At 63.8% G+C, this 13,168-nt stretch carries 15 protein-coding genes; 7 read left to right on the top strand and 8 right to left on the bottom strand.

Annotated features, from left to right (window positions below; all coding sequences use genetic code 11):
- The first annotated feature begins 6 nt into the window (after positions 1–6).
- Complete coding sequence (locus AC07VL_RS19045; protein ID WP_494807220.1) at positions 7–654, top strand: response regulator; 648 nt, start codon at positions 7–9, stop codon at positions 652–654.
- A 155-nt stretch (positions 655–809) separates the two neighbouring features.
- Entirely contained in the window at positions 810–1,505 is a 696-nt protein-coding gene (locus tag AC07VL_RS19040) for a Crp/Fnr family transcriptional regulator (protein ID WP_290606391.1), read from the top strand.
- On the opposite strand, the gene AC07VL_RS19035 is transcribed toward AC07VL_RS19040, so the two are convergent.
- A complete protein-coding gene (locus tag AC07VL_RS19035) occupies positions 1,502–2,695 on the bottom strand; it encodes an MFS transporter (RefSeq protein WP_494807219.1) in 1,194 nt (397 codons plus the stop codon). The two genes, AC07VL_RS19040 and AC07VL_RS19035, sit on opposite strands and share 4 nt — an antisense overlap.
- An 87-nt stretch (positions 2,696–2,782) precedes the next feature.
- Between AC07VL_RS19035 and AC07VL_RS19030 the strand changes: the two genes are divergently transcribed.
- Positions 2,783–3,235, top strand: a complete 453-nt coding sequence (locus AC07VL_RS19030; protein WP_494807218.1) for a winged helix-turn-helix transcriptional regulator — start codon at positions 2,783–2,785, stop codon at positions 3,233–3,235.
- Entirely contained in the window at positions 3,232–4,455 is a 1,224-nt protein-coding gene (locus AC07VL_RS19025; RefSeq protein ID WP_494807217.1) for a D-amino acid dehydrogenase, read from the top strand. Before AC07VL_RS19030 ends, AC07VL_RS19025 begins: the two co-directional genes overlap by 4 nt.
- Here AC07VL_RS19025 and AC07VL_RS19020 read toward each other — a convergent pair.
- The 3 genes from AC07VL_RS19020 to AC07VL_RS19010 all read right to left on the bottom strand — a co-directional run bounded on the left by AC07VL_RS19020 (position 4,430) and on the right by AC07VL_RS19010 (position 7,595).
- Positions 4,430–5,509 carry a hypothetical protein gene (locus AC07VL_RS19020; protein ID WP_494807216.1) on the bottom strand — a complete coding sequence of 360 codons (1,080 nt, stop codon included), beginning with the start codon at positions 5,507–5,509 and terminating at the stop codon, positions 4,430–4,432. The genes AC07VL_RS19025 and AC07VL_RS19020 overlap by 26 nt on opposite strands.
- Before the next feature lie 67 nt (positions 5,510–5,576).
- Entirely contained in the window at positions 5,577–6,611 is a 1,035-nt protein-coding gene (locus AC07VL_RS19015; protein ID WP_494807215.1) for a MerR family transcriptional regulator, read from the bottom strand.
- 69 nt (positions 6,612–6,680) lie between these two features.
- Positions 6,681–7,595, bottom strand: coding sequence for a LysR family transcriptional regulator (locus tag AC07VL_RS19010; RefSeq protein ID WP_494807214.1), 915 nt, complete (start codon positions 7,593–7,595; stop codon positions 6,681–6,683).
- Positions 7,596–7,692: 97 nt separating this feature from the next.
- Here AC07VL_RS19010 and AC07VL_RS19005 point away from each other — a divergent pair, with 97 nt between their 5' ends.
- Positions 7,693–8,760 (top strand): SDR family oxidoreductase, encoded by a 1,068-nt coding sequence (locus tag AC07VL_RS19005; RefSeq protein WP_494807213.1) that lies wholly within the window; start codon positions 7,693–7,695, stop codon positions 8,758–8,760.
- Here the strand turns inward: AC07VL_RS19005 and AC07VL_RS19000 are convergent.
- From AC07VL_RS19000 to AC07VL_RS18990, 3 genes are all read right to left on the bottom strand, one after another.
- A complete protein-coding gene (locus tag AC07VL_RS19000) occupies positions 8,747–9,736 on the bottom strand; it encodes an SMP-30/gluconolactonase/LRE family protein (protein WP_494807212.1) in 990 nt (329 codons plus the stop codon). The two genes, AC07VL_RS19005 and AC07VL_RS19000, sit on opposite strands and share 14 nt — an antisense overlap.
- Positions 9,737–9,799: 63 nt before the next feature.
- Positions 9,800–10,042 carry an Imm32 family immunity protein gene (locus AC07VL_RS18995; RefSeq protein ID WP_494807211.1) on the bottom strand — a complete coding sequence of 81 codons (243 nt, stop codon included), beginning with the start codon at positions 10,040–10,042 and terminating at the stop codon, positions 9,800–9,802.
- Positions 10,039–10,797 (bottom strand): hypothetical protein, encoded by a 759-nt coding sequence (locus tag AC07VL_RS18990; protein ID WP_494807210.1) that lies wholly within the window; start codon positions 10,795–10,797, stop codon positions 10,039–10,041. The genes AC07VL_RS18995 and AC07VL_RS18990 overlap by 4 nt, the downstream gene beginning before the upstream one ends.
- A 250-nt stretch (positions 10,798–11,047) precedes the next feature.
- On the opposite strand from AC07VL_RS18990, the gene AC07VL_RS18985 reads away from it, so the two are divergent.
- A complete protein-coding gene (locus tag AC07VL_RS18985; RefSeq protein WP_494807209.1) occupies positions 11,048–11,290 on the top strand; it encodes a hypothetical protein in 243 nt (80 codons plus the stop codon).
- 429 nt (positions 11,291–11,719) lie between these two features.
- Here AC07VL_RS18985 and AC07VL_RS18980 read toward each other — a convergent pair whose 3' ends face one another.
- Positions 11,720–12,229: a M74 family metallopeptidase gene (locus AC07VL_RS18980; protein WP_494807208.1), complete on the bottom strand. Its 510-nt coding sequence runs from the start codon at positions 12,227–12,229 to the stop codon at positions 11,720–11,722.
- Positions 12,230–12,468: 239 nt separating this feature from the next.
- Between AC07VL_RS18980 and AC07VL_RS18975 the strand changes: the two genes are divergently transcribed.
- Positions 12,469–13,164 carry a cache domain-containing protein gene (locus AC07VL_RS18975; RefSeq protein ID WP_494807207.1) on the top strand — a complete coding sequence of 232 codons (696 nt, stop codon included), beginning with the start codon at positions 12,469–12,471 and terminating at the stop codon, positions 13,162–13,164.
- The last annotated feature ends 4 nt before the right edge of the window (positions 13,165–13,168 follow it).

The raw sequence follows: 13,168 nt of genomic DNA, 5'->3' as shown, positions 1-13,168 counted from the left end.
AAACACGTGAATCCTCCAATCAAAATCCTGCTGGTCGACGACCACACCCTGCTGCGCAGCGGCGTCAAGCTGCTGCTGCAGCGCAACCCTCAATTCCAGGTGGTGGGCGAGGCGTCGAACGGGCTCGACGGCGTCAAGCTGGCGGCCGAACTGCAGCCGGACGTGGTGCTGATGGACTTGAACATGCCCGGCGTGTCCGGCGTGGAAGCGCTGCAGCTGATCCTGCAGGACTGGCCGCAGATGGCCGTGCTGATGCTGACGGTGTCGGAAAACGCGGCCGACCTGGGCGCGGCCCTGCGCGCGGGCGCGCGCGGCTACCTGCTGAAAAATATAGAAGCCGAGCAGCTGGGTCAGGCCATCGGCCGCGCCGCCGCCGGCGAATCGGTGATTGCCGACGCCATGACGGCCAAGCTCGTGTCGCAGTTCCGCGCGGGCCAGAACGCGCCCGAAGCGGACTACGACAAGCTCACGCCGCGCGAACGCGAAGCCATGGCTTGCCTGGCGCAAGGACTGAGCAACAAGGAAATCGCGCGCCAGCTGGACGTGGCCGAAAGCACGGTGAAGATCCACGTGCAGAACATCCTGAAAAAACTCAAGCTCAGCAGCCGCGTGCAGATCGCCGTGTATGCGGTCGAGCGCGAACTCGGTAAATAAAGATCAAGCAAAGCGCAAATAGTGCGCAGGGAATGCGCGATTGTTTGACCTGCATGGCGTTCCGGCCTAGACAACCCTAGTTCCTTTGACGTATGGCCTTGACCGTGCCTGCGCATTACACTCTTAGTCATTCGCTAATCCAATAAGAGAGTGTCATGCATAAGGTCAACGTCGATGGCTTGCTGTCGAGCCAGGCTCTGTTCCGCCATATTTCCCCTTCGCAATTAGAGCAATTGCGCCAGGATGTCGTGCGCGTCGAAGTGGAAAAAGGCAAGGTGCTGTTTCGCAAGGGCGAAGTGGCGGAAGGCGCCTACGTGGTGGTCTTCGGCCTCGTCAAGCTGAGCGTGTTTTCCATGGAAGGCACGGACAAGGTGCTGGAATTGATCCGTCCCGGCCAGAGCTTCGGCGAAGCCATGATTTTCCTCGATGAACCGTATCCCTTCTGCGCCGAAGCGCTCGAGCATTGCCTGCTGCTGCGCATCCCGCCGCACGCACTGCTGCGCCTGCTGGACCAGTCGCCCCGCATCGCGCGCCAGATGATGAACAGCCTGTCGCACCACCTGATGGGCTTTATCCGCAACGTGGAGCGCTGCTCCGTGCAGAACGCCACCCAGCGCGTCGTCGAGTATCTGCTGCAGGCATCGGACCAGCAGCGCTCCAACGAGGTCAAGCTGGACCTGAAGAAAAGTCTGCTGGCATCGTTCCTGAACCTGGCGCCCGCCACCCTGTCGCGCGTGCTGCACCAGCTGACGGACTTGCACTTGATTAAAGTCAGCGGTTCGCTGATCCAGATCCAGCCCGATGCCCTGAAGACGTACCGCCATGGCGCCGCCACGGCGCTCTTGAACTAGGCCTTTTCAGCAGGCAAGGTCAGCCGCCAGAACAGCAGGGCGAGCAAGCTGACCGCCGCGCCCAGCGCGCACACGCCATGCCAGCCCGCCAGCGCATACACGCTGGTGGCGGCGATGGCCCCGAGGCCGCTGCCCACCGCATAAAACAGCATATAGCACGCCACCAGGCGGCTGTGCGCGTCGCTGTCCTGCTTGAAAATCAGGCTCTGGTTCGTCACGTGGATGGCTTGGCCCGCCAGGTCCAGCGCAATGATGCCGATGACCAGGGGCCACAGGGCTGTCCCCGCAAAGCTGAGCGGCAGCCACGCGGCCAGCAGCAGCAACAGGGCGGCGCCCGTCGTCCACTGCGCGCGGCCCTTGTCCGCCATGGCGCCCGCACGCGCCGCGCCCAGCGCACCGATCACGCCGACCAGGCCGAAGGCGCCGATGGCCGCATGGCTGTAGCCTTGCGCCGTCAGGGGCAGCACCAGGGCGCTCCAGAAGATATTGAACACGGCAAACATCAGCAGGGCCAGCATGCCGCGCACGCGCAGCACCTTGTTGTGCAGCAGCATGTCCAGCATCGAGGCGAGCAGGGCGCCGTAGGCCAGCTTTTGATCGGATGGCTTTGCCGACGGCAGCTTGCGCCACAGCAGCAACAGCATGGCGCACGCGATGGCCGCGGAAACAAAATACACGGCGCGCCAGTCGGCGATATCTGCCACCACGCCGGACAGGGTGCGCGCCAGCAGCAAGCCGATCACCACGCCGCCCTGCGCCATGCCGACGACCCTGCCACGCTCGTGGCTGGCCGCCGCGCTGGCCGCATAGGAGATCAAGCCCTGCGTCATGGCCGTGCCCAGCAAGCCCACCAGCAGCATGCCGCCCAGCAAGGCGGCCGTGGAACGGGCGCAGCCCAGCGCCGCCAGCGAGACGGCAAGCAAGCCCAGCTGGAACAGGGTCAGCCGGCGCCGGTTCAGCATGTCGCCCAAGGGTACGAGCAGCAGCAGGGCCAGCGCGCAGCCCAGCTGCGTGGCCGTGATGACCATGCCGCTGGCCGCCTCCGTCATGCCGAATTCCTGCGCCAGGGTGGCGAGCAAGGGCTGGGCGTAATACACATTGGCCACGCTGAGGCCTGCCGCGCAGGCAAACAGCCAGATGAGGGAGGGGGCAAGCGTTGCCAGGGGAAGGGGAGAGGTCGTGTCGCGCATGGATGTCTATGTGGTTTCAAATTAAAACCAGTTGGAGTCTACGCCGAGAAGTTTTAAAATGCAACCAGTTAATCCTGGAGAATGCCCGTGGCCAAACGCAAGAGCCTGAAAACCGACCCCTGTCCCGTGGCGCGCGCGCTCGACGCGATCGGTGAGCGCTGGTCGCTGCTGATCGTGCGCGACGCCTTTGACGGCATGCGCCGCTTCGGCGAATTCCAGAAAAGCCTGGGCGTGGCGAAGAACATCCTGGCCGACCGCCTGCACACGCTGGTGGAAGAGGGCATTTTTACGGTCGCGCCCGCCTCGGACGGCACGGCCTACCAGGAATACGTGCTGACGCCCAAGGGCCTGGCCCTGTTTCCCGTCGTCGTCGGCTTGCGCCAGTGGAGCGAGGCGCAATTGTTCGACCCTGGCGAGGCGCATTCCACCTTGCTGCAGCGTGGTTCAGGCTTGCCCGTGCGCAGGATGGACGTGCTGGCCGAGGATGGCCGCATCCTGCAGGCGGGCGATACCGTCGTACAGAAGGTGGAGGCGCCATGAGCCGCACGGTGGCCGTCATCGGCGGCGGCATTACGGGCGTCACCACGGCGTATGCGCTGGCGAAACGCGGCGTGCACGTGACCCTGCTCGAGCGCCACCGCTATGCGGCCATGGAAACGTCGTATGCGAACGGCGGCCAATTGTCGGCTTGCCATGCGGAAGTGTGGAACCACAAGGCGACGATTGTGAACGCCTTGAAATGGATGGCGCGGAGCGATGCGCCGCTGCTGCTGCATCCCTGGCCCAGCTGGCACAAGCTGAGCTGGTTTACGGAATTTCTCGCCGCCATGCCCGCGTATGAACGCAACACCATCGCCACGGCGCGCATGGCGATTGCCGCGCGCGCACATCTGTTTGCCTGGGCGGAAGAAGAAAAGATAGCTTTCGATCACCGCCGCGCAGGCATCCTGCACGTCTACCGTGACAAAGCCGGATTCGAGCGCGCGGCCGGCGTGTCGCGCCTGCTGGCGCAGGCAGGCTTGCAGCGGCGCGCCGTGAGCTTGCTGGAAATGCGCGCCATCGAGCCGGCCTTGCAGGGCGACTTTTACGGCGGCTACTACACGGACAGCGATTCCACGGGCGACATCCACAAGTTCACCAGCGGCCTGGCCGACGCCTGCGCCCGCCTGGGCGTGGCCTGCCGCTATGGCCAGGAAGTCACCGCGCTGGCGCGCGAGCACGGCCAGGTGCGTGTCTCCATGGGCGAGGACAGCAGCGTGTTCGACGCCGTCGTCATCTGCGCGGGCACGGCCAGCCGCGCCATGGCGGCCATGCTGGGCGACCACGTGAATGTGTATCCCGTGAAAGGCTATTCGATTACCGTGCAACTGGACGATGCAGCCAGCCGGGCAGCGGCACCGTCCGTCAGCCTGCTCGACGACGCGACCAAGCTGGTCAGCAGCCGTCTGGGCGAGGACCGGCTCAGGGTGGCGGGCACGGCGGAGTTCAACGGCTTCAATCACGACATCCGCGCCGACCGCGTCCGCCCGCTCGTGCAGTGGGTCGAGCAGTGCTTTCCTGGCATCAAGACGCGCCAGGTGATCCCGTGGGCGGGCCTTCGTCCCATGCTGCCGGCCATGCTGCCCAAAGTGGGCCCGGGCAAGGCGCCGGGCGTGTATTACAACACGGGCCACGGCCACCTGGGCTGGACCCTGGCGGCCGCGACGGCTGAGATGGTGGCCGAGGCGGTCGCGCCTAGTTCTTCGGCAGCAGATCGCTGAGCGCGGCGCGGCCCTTGACGGTGAGGAAGGGGCCAACCTTGCTGTACGGCAGTAAAAAATCGTTTTCGCAGCCGCTGCCGTTCGCGTCTTCCCAGAACGACACGCCTTCGGGCTTCAATGACAGGTGGAAGCGGCCACGGCCGTCGTAATCCGTGCCCTTGCATTCGGCGTCGATTGCCACATCCTTGAACAGGGCCTGGCGCAGGCGGTCCGGCAATTCGGCCTTGTCGTCGCCATCGCTGGCGCTGGCGCCAAACCAGTTCCACATATCCGTTTCCTGGCCCGTCTTCACGTCCCAGGTGCGGAAGCGGATGGAAATGCCGCTGGCGCCATAGCCGGCCGGCCAGCGGTAGAATTTGATCGTCACCCAGCGCGGCGACCAGTAAGTCGGTTCCGCATACACTTCGTCTTCCGTCGTGAAACCGTTGCGGCCCAGGTATTCGCGGCGCGTGGCATAAAAGTCGGCCAGGTCCTTCTTGTTCTTTGCCAGCACGGCGCGCAGTTGCGCATTGATTTTCGCCACGCCGTCGCCGGGCGCCATCAATTCCACGGTGATGGTGTCGCCCACTTGCAGGTTGCGGTATTGCTTGCCTTCGAAGGTAAGGGGTTTGCTCACCTTGGTGTTGGGAAAGTCTTCCAGCGCCAGGTTGTAGGCGTCGCTGGCGCAGGACGGGTGTTCGCGGTCGCCCGCCGCTTCCAGCAAGGTCAAGGCCAGGGGCAGGGTCTTGCCGCTTTTCGGCTCCGTCCAGGTGCCCGTGAGCTTGCCGCCCTGCGGCGCATGCAAAGACCACGTGCCTGTCGTATCGCCCTTGGCGTCGGACTCGCTCCAGTCGCTCTTGCCGTTCGCCATGGACAGCATGATGGGCGTCTTGTAGCGCGTGTAGTAGTAGTTGCCGCTGCGGTCAGCCCCCTGCGTGGGACTGGGCTGGTTGAAGCAGGCGACGATATTGGCCTTGCCCAAAGTACCTTGCCACACCCCTTGCACGGGCGCATCGGCGGCCATGGCGAGGTGCGGGGCGGGCAGGGACAGACAGAGAAGCAGAAGGCGGCGCATCGGGTATTCCTGGAATGGGCGATGGCCGATTCTACATGGCCTCGCCCACGATGTGCCGCACGTCAACTTATTTGCCGGGACGCTCCTGCGCCACCTGGGCCATCGCCGCGCCCAGGTAGTGCAGCATGGCGGCGTCGACGAAGCTGCCTTCCATCAGGCGCGGTTCCTGCTGGTGCGCCTGGCGAAATTTCAGCTGCGTGGCCGGGTCCGTGCCCGCATAGGAGCGGAACAGCTCCAGCCACTGCCGCGCCAGCTGCAGCACGGCCGGGTCCGTGGGCGGTGTGCGCGCATCCATGGCGGCGCGCACGGCGGCGATCAGGGCTGGCCATTCGCCCGAACGCCTGCCGTAGTTGGCCAGCAGGTGCGCGTATTCCTGATCGTTCAGGAAGGGCCGGTACAGCGCCATGCGCGAGGCATTGAAGGCGGCAAGGATGAACTGCATCAAGTCCGCATCGATGCTGGTGGTTTGCCGCATGGCCGGTTCCTGCGCGTGCATGGCGTTCAGGCGCGCGAACAGGCCCGGGTGGGCGCCCGTGTCGCGCACCAGCTTGACCATCCATTCCGTGCCCAGCGCCTGCGCCTGCGCATCGTCGGGAGCGGCGCCCGTCGCCTGGAGGGCGCGCACGCGGGCGACGAGCGCCTGCCATTCCTGTTCCACGGCGCTATCTGTCAGCAGCGGCAATTGCTGCAGTTCTTCGGGGGTAAAGTATTTGTCGTACATGGTCATCAACTCCATCGTGGTGAGCCACTCGGCCAGCTCCGGTGCCTGTCCCTGCGCCAGTTGCGCCTGCAGGCTGTGCAGGCGCTCGCGCAGGGTGGATGCCTGCGCGATCTGGTGATCCAGCATGGCGATCTGCTGCGCCACGATGGAGGCCAGGGGCAGCTCGGGGCCGGCGAGTGCAGTGGCGATTTCGGCCAGCGACAGCCCGAACTTGCGCAGCGCCATGATCCGGTGCAGCCGGTCCATGTCGCCGTGCTGGTACAGGCGGTAGCCAGCCTGCGTGCGCGCCGAGGGCGAGAGCAGGCCGATGCTGTCGTAGTGGTGCAGGGTGCGGATGCTCAGGCCTGTCATCTTGGCCAGTTCACCGATCTTCAACAGCATGTGTCACTCCTTTCCTGGTGCGTACACACAGCATCGACCCTGACGCAGCGTCAGGGTCAAGCCGTATTTTCAGTGGATGGTCAACCGCTGGCGCAATTCCTGCAGCAGGGTGCCCGTTTTCGGCGTCAGCTGGCGCGCCAGCGGCCAGGCCAGGTACAGGGGCAAGCCCGGCGTGGCCAGTTCCGGCAGTACGGCCACGATGGCGCCCGTGGCCAGGTGCTCCTGCACCAGCCAGGTGGCCAGCTGCGCCACGCCCAGGCCCGCCAGCACGGCGGCCGTGCGCGCTTCCGCGTCGCCCACCGTCATGCGGGGAGACGCCAGGCGATACTCGACCTGCCCGCCCTGGTCCCCGTCCGGGAACTGCCACGGCATGGGCGAACCATCGGCGCGGCCGTAGGCGATGCAGTCGTGCCCTTCCAGTTCGGCCACGCTGGCCGGCGTGCCGCGCCGCGCCAGGTAGGCGGGCGCCGCGCACAGGATCAGCCGCTCTTCGCCCAGCTGCATCTGTCCCAGCGCGGCGGGCCAGTGCGAAGGCGCGCCGATGCGCACGGCGATATCGATGCGCTCCTCGAACAGGTCGACGAAGCGGTCGCTGAAGGCGATGGCCGGCTGCAGGCGCGGATATTTTTCGCACAGATCGATCAGCGCCGGCATCACGCGCAGGCGGCCATACGCGGCGGGCACGCCGATGCGCACCTTGCCGGCCAGTTCCGCCGCATGGTCGGCCAGCACGTCTTCCGCATCCGCCAGTTCCTGCAGCACGCGCTTGCAGGTGGCGTAGTAGGCGCGCCCGGCATCGCTCAGTTTCAGCCTGCGCGTGCTGCGCTCGAACAGCAGCACGCCCAGCCGTTCCTCCAGCCGCGCCACGCTCTTGCTGACGGCCGAGCTGCTCAGGTGCAGGCGCTCGGCCGCCCTGGTAAAACTGCCCGCGTCGGCCGTGGCGAGAAAGGGCGTGAGGCCCTTCAGATGTTCCGATGAAAACATGATTCGGGAATTTTATTCATGAATAAGTGGAAATAGTATCGCGGATAAGAATTTGCGTCGCGGATATGATGGATTTTTCTTTCGGAGCTACTTTCTCATGCAAAAACACGCCCTCATCATCGGCGCCAGCGGCGTCATCGGCAGCAATCTGGCCACGCATCTGCTCGGCGAAGGCTGGCAGGTGACGGGCGTCTCGCGCGGCCGCACGCCAGTTCCCGCCGGCTGCACGGCCCTGCCGCTCGATGCGACGGACGGCGCCGCTGTCGCCGCCGCGCTGGCGGGCCTCGACGCCAGCCACGTCTTTTTTACAGCCTGGGCGCGCCAGGACAATGAACAGGAAAACATCCGTGTCAATGGCGCCATGGTGGCCAACGTGCTGGCCGCGCTGGGGCCGCACGGCCACCTGCGCCACGCGGCCCTGGTGACGGGCCTCAAGCATTACCTGGGACCGTTCGATGCCTATGGCAAGGGCAGCGTGCCCGTGACGCCCTTCCGCGAAGAGCAGGGCCGCCAGGACGTGGACAATTTCTACTATGCACAGGAAGACCGCTTGTTTGCAGCGGCCGCGCAGTACGGCTTTACGTGGAGCGTGCATCGCCCGCACACCATCATCGGTCATGCGCTGGGCAATGCCATGAACATGGGCCTGACCCTGGCCGTGTACGCGCATTTGTGCAAGGCCGGCGGCCAGCCTTTCGTCTTCCCCGGTTCGCCCGCGCAGTGGCACGGCTTGTCCGACATGACGGACGCGGGCCAGATCGCGCGCCACCTGGCGTGGGCGGCGGACAGCCCTTGCGCGCGCAACGAAGACTTCAATATCGTCAATGGCGACGTGTTCCGCTGGAAGTGGCTGTGGCCCCGCCTGGCCGCGTATTTCGGCGTCGAGGCGGCGGACTTGCCCGAGACGATGGCGCCGCTGGCCGCTCGCATGCAGGACGCGCCCGCGCAATGGCGCGCCATCGCCGCACAGCATCAACTGGTGGAGTCCGATATCGGCCGCCTCGCCTCATGGTGGCATACGGATGCCGACCTGGGACGGCCGATGGAAGTGATGACGGACATGGGCAAGAGCCGCAAGGCGGGCTTCCTCGACTACCAGGACACGCCCGAGGCTTTCTTCAATCTGTTCGAGAAGCTGAAGGCGGAGCGCATCATTCCGCGCTGACGCCGTTGCCGGGTTTGCCGGGGGCGGATGCGCCGGCCCTGGCCTTGCTTTCCTGCCCCCGCTGCCACTCCAGGCCCGGCCGGTCGACGCGGAACTGCAGCAGGCGTCCCTGCACCACTTCCGTCACGTAGGCCGTGCGGCCGTCGGGGCCGCCAAAGGTGATGTTGCTGGGCTTGGCGCCGGGCACGCTGATCTCGCGCAAGATGCGTCCCTGCGGCGACAGTTTCACCACCGTGCCCTTGCCGTAGCGCGTCACGTACAGGTTGCCGTCCACGTCCACGCGCATGCCATCCATGCCGAAATCGTCGAACTTGATCAGCAGGCGCTTGCCGCCCAGGCTGCCGTCCGCGGCGATGTCGTACATCCAGATATTGCGCTGCACGCTTTCATTCACGTACAGGATCTTGCCGTCGGGGCTCACCTCGATGCCGTTGGCCGTGCCCATGGTGTCGAGCGCAAGGGTCACCGTGCCGTCCTGCGCGATGCGCCACACGCGGCCCGTGTTTTCCTTCCAGTTCGGGTCGCTCGCATACAGCACGTCATCGGCCGTGATGGCGATATCGTTTGGCTGCGTCATGCGCGGCTCGCGCGCGTGGATGGTCAGCGCCCGCGTGGCCGGGTCGACTAGATAGATCGTGTGCTCCATGTAGTCGGCCAGATACATCTGCCCCCGGCTGCCGAAGCGGATGCCGTTGGCGATGCTGCTGCCGGGCAGGGTCAGGTACACCTCGCCACTGCCGTCCGGGCGCACCTTGCCGATGGTTTGCTGGCGCGCAAAGTTGACGGCATAGATATTCCCCTCCGCATCCACGGCGGGACCCTCGATGCCCTTGGTGAAGGAATGCGGGGCCGTCAGGGTGGTGGCGAGGAACAGCGTTTCATGCGCGGGCGGGCTGGCGCAGGCGGACAGGGTGGCCAGCGCGGCGGCCAGCACGGTGGCGCGCAGCGACGCCAGGGTGGTTCGGGAGTGGAGCATCGGTGATCTCGGTGTGGCAAAGGTGGCGTATGTTACCCGACGCGCAGCAGGCGGGGCGCCAGTCTATGCCGTCACGACGACGAGGTCGGGGAAGTCGTCCTGCCAGTCGTCCCACTCGTCTTGCAGATGGGCATGCATGCCGGCCCGGTCTTGCGCCTGCTCAAACGCGTCCGCGCTGGCCAGCAGAAAATGGGCAATGGCGCGCAGGGTGGCCGGGTCGGCCTGGATGGTCACGTCGGAACAGGGCAGGGGCCGTTCTGCGGCCTCGTCCTGCAGATAGCAGTGCAGCGATAAATGTGTGCTCATGAGTTTCGGTGGTTGATGTAGGCGCCCAGCATGGCGTGTGCGTTCAGTGCGGCGCGGGCCGCTTCCAGTTCCCCGGGCTGCAGGTACCAGAAGATCCAGCCGGCATGGTCTTCGCAGCGGCCATGGGCTTGCATCGCAGCGCGCAGCGCTTGCCGGCGCTGGGGTGGCAGCGCATCGAGCCTGGCTGGCGTGAAACCGTTGATGGGATAGACATCGCGCAGGTGCGCATCTTGCAGCCCGCGCCGCTTGATGGCGGCCCAGTTATTTGCGGGGCAAGGCGTGCCAAAGGTCATCGGGTGGGCCTCGTCGACCCGCCGGTAGCCGAGTGCGTAGCCGGTGCCATAGCCCTGCGTTTCAGCGTAGCAATATACATATTCGCAATGCTCAAGCAGGCCGGGTATGGCCCGCGCACCGTCGAACAGCGGCGTCAGCGCAAGCTTGCTGGCGCGGATGGACAGAACCAGCTCCGAGTCCGATGAATACATGGCTTGCGCGTCGCAGTTGACGGCCTCGTCAGCTTCGTCGGGCGGCACGATACGCGGCGAAAGCAGGCCGATGCTGTTGGTCTCTGGCGCGCACAGCATCTTCTCGTAATTGCGCTGTGAGTACTTGACGATCTTGCCGCGCTTGTTGCCGTAGCGCTCGACGGACTCGTCGATCAGCGCGAACCAGGCGAACAGCTGTGCGCTGGCGGCAGCGGGATCGAAGGGAGTATCTTTCTTGAATTCGCCTACGAGGAAGTGATATTGGTCCATATGTCGTTATGAGGGGTGGGCAGCGCGCATGATGCCATGCGCGGGTACCTGGCGCCAGCGCGCGCACCGCAGCGATGGTGCCGGATGGGAGCGATAGAAAAAGATGCGCGGCAGGACGACGCAACGGCCGGCTTGAGGCGTATGATGGAAATACGGATGTGGTTGCCGCTAGGCAGTGCGACGGGCACGGGCCAGCACGTCTTGCAGGTTTTTTTCGTGGTTTTGGCAGCAGTAACAACGAGGAGACATCATGGACAGACCCGAATTCATCCTGGCCGCCAAGGCCATGGAAACTCTTGAGATGTATCAAACGTTCTACGGCCATTCGCAGGAATACCAGGCGCACCAGCAGGAAGTCTTGAAACTGCTGCGCCACAAGGGCGCATCGCTGCTGGTGTCCGAACATGGCCCGGCAAAGTTCTTGTTGGCGTTCGCCGATGCGCTGGAGGCGGCGCACTTGCCGGGGGAGTATGTACCGTTGAACCGAAGGTAGGAGCCCCCGAGCCTGGCTGTTTAATGGCTGCCAGGCTGCGTGGGGGCTAGCAGATCGCTCCATACATCCCTTTACCTGTACGCATGTCGAGTCCGAAATAGCATTCGTATGCTGCCCCTTTTGTATGAACGCAGCTAATGTCCCCCCTGCGCCGCTCCCGGTAGTCCGCCGAGGAGCTGCATGCCTGTTCCTGTTTCACATCGGGGCCGATCTGGGTAAACAGTTCCCGTGCCAATTCCCCTTTGACCATGATTGCCACTTTTCGGTCGTTTCGCGTGGGCGGTAGCATTTCGGACAAGGTTCCGCCATAGATTTGATAGTCACCCTGCAAGGGCCGTGGTTCGCCAGTCCATGCCGGCGGCTTGTCCGCGGCTTGGGACGGCGAAAGTAGAGCTAGCGCCATGGTGCAGCAAGCAAGCCGAGTATTCATCAGTGCTCTCTGATTTCAATGTGAAGATGGTCGTCGTGCCCTTGCAGGGACCGGACGCGCCCACCGGCAATCGTCTTTTGTACCTCGCCATCGTTAAAGTAGACCTTGGTGACCATGGGATGTTGCAGAAACAGGCGTATCAATTTGATGGTGGCGTTTCTGTCATACACGTCATCAAAGCGCGACACGCGTGCGGACTGGCCTGCCAGTTTGTCTTTACGTAAGGGGCGTATATCCATTTCAATGCCTTTCCGGTGGCTGACATGCTTGTCGTACCCTAACCCTTCCGCGATACTGATATTTCCGATGCCAAATTTTCGATCATCAATTGCCTGCCATTCACGTTCGATGTAAAAAATCAGGGATAGCAAGCTGGGGTGCGCATATTGGGCCATATGGCCGGAATGTGGCATCCGCCGCAGATTGCCATAGACGTAGTAGCCGGCACCTTCCGGTGCCTGAGGCAGGATGAAAAATCCACGCTTGTCCCTGGGCTGTACTTCAAGCATCTCAACTCCGTCATACGCAACGCTGGGGAACTGGCATTGTTTCGCAGTCCATCCCATCCCGGATTGCGCTACCGCAAACAGTTGCGAACTGGAACAGGGTTCGCCACCGCCATGGCGCAAAGGACATATTGCGCGGCAAGTCACATGATGAATTTTTCACATTTTTCGTGACGATGTGTGAGTATGTTGCTGCCTAATTCATGCACACTTTGCTAAATATCAAAAATGGGAGTGTCGCCATGATCAGGTCGCATAGCCTGCCGCCACGATTGCTGGGCACTCGTTTCCGGGGTTTCTCCTTGTTGCCGCTGGCTATCTCATTCGTCTTGCTGGTGTGCCTGTCGCTGCTGGCGCTGCAGTTATGGATGACCTTGCGTGCGCGGGAAGTGCAACTGGCGGAAGCGGGCCGTGAAAGCGCCAACCTGGCGCAAGCTGTCGCCCAGCATGCCTATGACACCATCAAGGAAGCCGATACGGTACTGGTCGGTTTGGTGGAGCGGATGGAAGCGGACGTCGTCTCCGGCACGGAACTGGAGCGTATCCATAAATTGCTGGTCACCCGCGTCGCCGAGCTGCCGCAGTTGCACGGCATCTTCGTCTATGCCAGCGATGGCAGCTGGCTGGTGAACTCCCAGAAGACGCTATTGAGCCGTCTGAACAATTCTGATCGCGAGTATTTCAACTACCATCGAACGCATGGCGATCGCGGGCCTTATATCGGCCCGCCCGTGCGCAGCAAATCGACGAGGGACTGGGTAGCCACGGTATCGCACCGTATCAATCTGCCTGATGGCAGCTTTGGCGGCGTGGCGCTGGCGACCATCGACATGAATTATTTCAGGCAGTTTTACGAACGGTTTTCGATAGGCGAAAAGGGCGCCATCTTCATTGCGAATGGCAATGGCATTCTTTTGTTGAGACGGGCCGTTCGATGAAAGC

The organism is Janthinobacterium sp. GW821-FHT03C08, from assembly GCF_059420905.1.
Note: the sequence above shows the minus strand (reverse complement) of the source record. Positions and strands in the feature narration are given on the sequence as shown.

Bases quoted from the DNA above. Each gene is read 5' to 3' on its own strand.
- AC07VL_RS19035 (WP_494807219.1), bottom strand. From the start codon at position 2,695: ATGCGCGACACGACCTCTCCCCTTCCCCTGGCAACGCTTGCCCCCTCC.
- AC07VL_RS18995 (WP_494807211.1), bottom strand. From the start codon at position 10,042: ATGAGCACACATTTATCGCTGCACTGCTATCTGCAGGACGAGGCCGCA.
- AC07VL_RS19025 (WP_494807217.1), top strand. From the start codon at position 3,232: ATGAGCCGCACGGTGGCCGTCATCGGCGGCGGCATTACGGGCGTCACC.
- AC07VL_RS19040 (WP_290606391.1), top strand. From the start codon at position 810: ATGCATAAGGTCAACGTCGATGGCTTGCTGTCGAGCCAGGCTCTGTTC.
- AC07VL_RS18975 (WP_494807207.1), top strand. From the start codon at position 12,469: ATGATCAGGTCGCATAGCCTGCCGCCACGATTGCTGGGCACTCGTTTC.
- AC07VL_RS18980 (WP_494807208.1), bottom strand. From the start codon at position 12,229: ATGCTTGAAGTACAGCCCAGGGACAAGCGTGGATTTTTCATCCTGCCT.
- AC07VL_RS19020 (WP_494807216.1), bottom strand. From the start codon at position 5,509: ATGCGCCGCCTTCTGCTTCTCTGTCTGTCCCTGCCCGCCCCGCACCTC.
- AC07VL_RS19005 (WP_494807213.1), top strand. From the start codon at position 7,693: ATGCAAAAACACGCCCTCATCATCGGCGCCAGCGGCGTCATCGGCAGC.
- AC07VL_RS19000 (WP_494807212.1), bottom strand. From the start codon at position 9,736: ATGCTCCACTCCCGAACCACCCTGGCGTCGCTGCGCGCCACCGTGCTG.
- AC07VL_RS18990 (WP_494807210.1), bottom strand. From the start codon at position 10,797: ATGGACCAATATCACTTCCTCGTAGGCGAATTCAAGAAAGATACTCCC.
- AC07VL_RS19010 (WP_494807214.1), bottom strand. From the start codon at position 7,595: ATGTTTTCATCGGAACATCTGAAGGGCCTCACGCCCTTTCTCGCCACG.
- AC07VL_RS19015 (WP_494807215.1), bottom strand. From the start codon at position 6,611: ATGCTGTTGAAGATCGGTGAACTGGCCAAGATGACAGGCCTGAGCATC.
- AC07VL_RS18985 (WP_494807209.1), top strand. From the start codon at position 11,048: ATGGACAGACCCGAATTCATCCTGGCCGCCAAGGCCATGGAAACTCTT.